The sequence below is a fragment of the Spirillospora sp. NPDC046719 genome (assembly GCF_040645715.1).
Lineage (GTDB): Bacteria > Actinomycetota > Actinomycetes > Streptosporangiales > Streptosporangiaceae > Spirillospora.
In genome coordinates, this window is record NZ_JBEYYT010000873.1 from 1 (window position 1) to 1532 (window position 1532).

Annotated in this window: 1 protein-coding gene and 1 pseudogene; one reads left to right on the forward strand and one right to left on the reverse strand. The window is 77.4% G+C overall.

Translation table 11 applies throughout. The annotated features are described in order from the left end of the window. Positions 1–105: 105 nt before the first annotated feature. A pseudogene (locus tag ABZ914_RS51145) lies at positions 106–747 on the forward strand (PIG-L family deacetylase); the annotation flags it as partial. A gap of 209 nt (positions 748–956) precedes the next feature. Here ABZ914_RS51145 and ABZ914_RS51150 read toward each other — a convergent pair. Next, the coding region (locus ABZ914_RS51150) for an alpha/beta hydrolase (protein WP_500201788.1) at positions 957–1532 on the reverse strand (576 nt) is incomplete at its 5' end.

The window sequence follows — 1532 nt, forward strand, 5'->3', positions numbered from 1 at the left end:
GCCGGCCACCGCGTCGTCAAAGTGATGGCGTCGGTGGGGGCGGGGCGCCTGGCGGCGTCCGCCGACCGCGAGGACGGGCGGATCGGCTAGCGGCGCGTCGCCGAGCTCCGCGACTCCGCCCGCGCGCTCGGCTGCGCCCGCGTCGAATGGCTCGGCTACGCCGACTCCGGCATGGCGTCCGCTCCGTCGGGCGCCCCCGGCTCCTTCGCGCACGCCGACGTGGAGGAGGCCGCCGCGCGGCTGGCCGCGATCCTGGACGAGGAGGGCGCCGACGTCCTGACCGTCTACGACCCGGCGGGCGGGTACGGGCATCCCGACCACGTGCAGGTGCACCGCGTCGGCACCCGCGCGGCCGAGGTCGCCGGTACCCGCGTCGTCCTGGAGGCCACGGTGGACCGGCGGCTGCTGCGCCGCGCGCTCGCGCTGGTCGCGCGGCTGCCGGGCGTCCCCGCGGACTTCTCGCCGTCCCGGTTCGCCGCCGCCTACAGCGCCCCCGAGGCGCTCACCCACCGGGTGGACGTGCGGCGCTTCGCCCGCCAAAAGCGCGCGGCGATGGCGGCCCACGCGACGCAGGCCGGAGCCGACACGGGCGTCCGGACGCTGGCGGTGCTGCTCAGGCTTCCCCGGCCGGTGTTCCGCTGGGCGCTCGGCCACGAGTGGTACGTCGAGCACGGCCGGACGCCCGCGCGCCCCCTGCTCGACGACATCTTCGCGACCCTGCGCGACGCCCCCGGCCGGAGCGGCTGACACCGGCGGCACGGTCGCAGGCGTCGTCGCCATGGCCGGCGCGGCCGGTCCCGGGCGGGCGGCGCACGGGCCCGTCACGCTCGCCCCCGTCACGGCAGCCCCAAGCCTCGTTCACGTACGCTTCCCTCCAATCTACTACAACTCACGTAGTAGATCGTTATCGCGGCAAAGCGCCGGTGCCGGGGGGCGCCCTGAGCGGGGACGCGCCGCTACGCCCGCGCGGCGGGGCCGGTGCCGAGCGCGGCGCGGAGCGCGCCCGTGGTCAGCCGGCGTGCTTCAACGGCGGCCGGGAGCACGTGGTCGAGGCCGAAGAAGCCGTGGAAGGCGCCCTCGATCCGGTGGACCTCGACGGGGACGCCAGCCTCGGCGAGCCGCGCCGCGTACGCCTCCCCCTCGTCCCGCAGGGGATCGCACTCGGCGGTGAGCACGAAGGCCGCAGGCAGGCCGGACAGGTCCGGGGCCCGCAGCGGCGAGGCGTACGGGTGGTCCGCGTCGGACGGGTCGTCCAGGTACTGCTCCCAGTACCAGCGCATGTGCGCCGCGGTGAGGAACTTCCCCTCGCCGTGCTCGCGGTAGGACGGAGTGTCCTGCCCCGCGTCGGTCACGGGGTAGACCAGCGCCTGGAACGCGATCGGCGGGCCCGCCCCGTCGCGGGCGGCGAGGCACGCGACCGCGGCGAGGTTCCCGCCCGCGCTGTCGCCGGCCACCGCGAGGCGCTCCGGGTCGCCGCCGAGCGACGCGGCGTTGGCGTGCGCCCAGGCGACGGCGGCCCGCGCGTCCTCGAC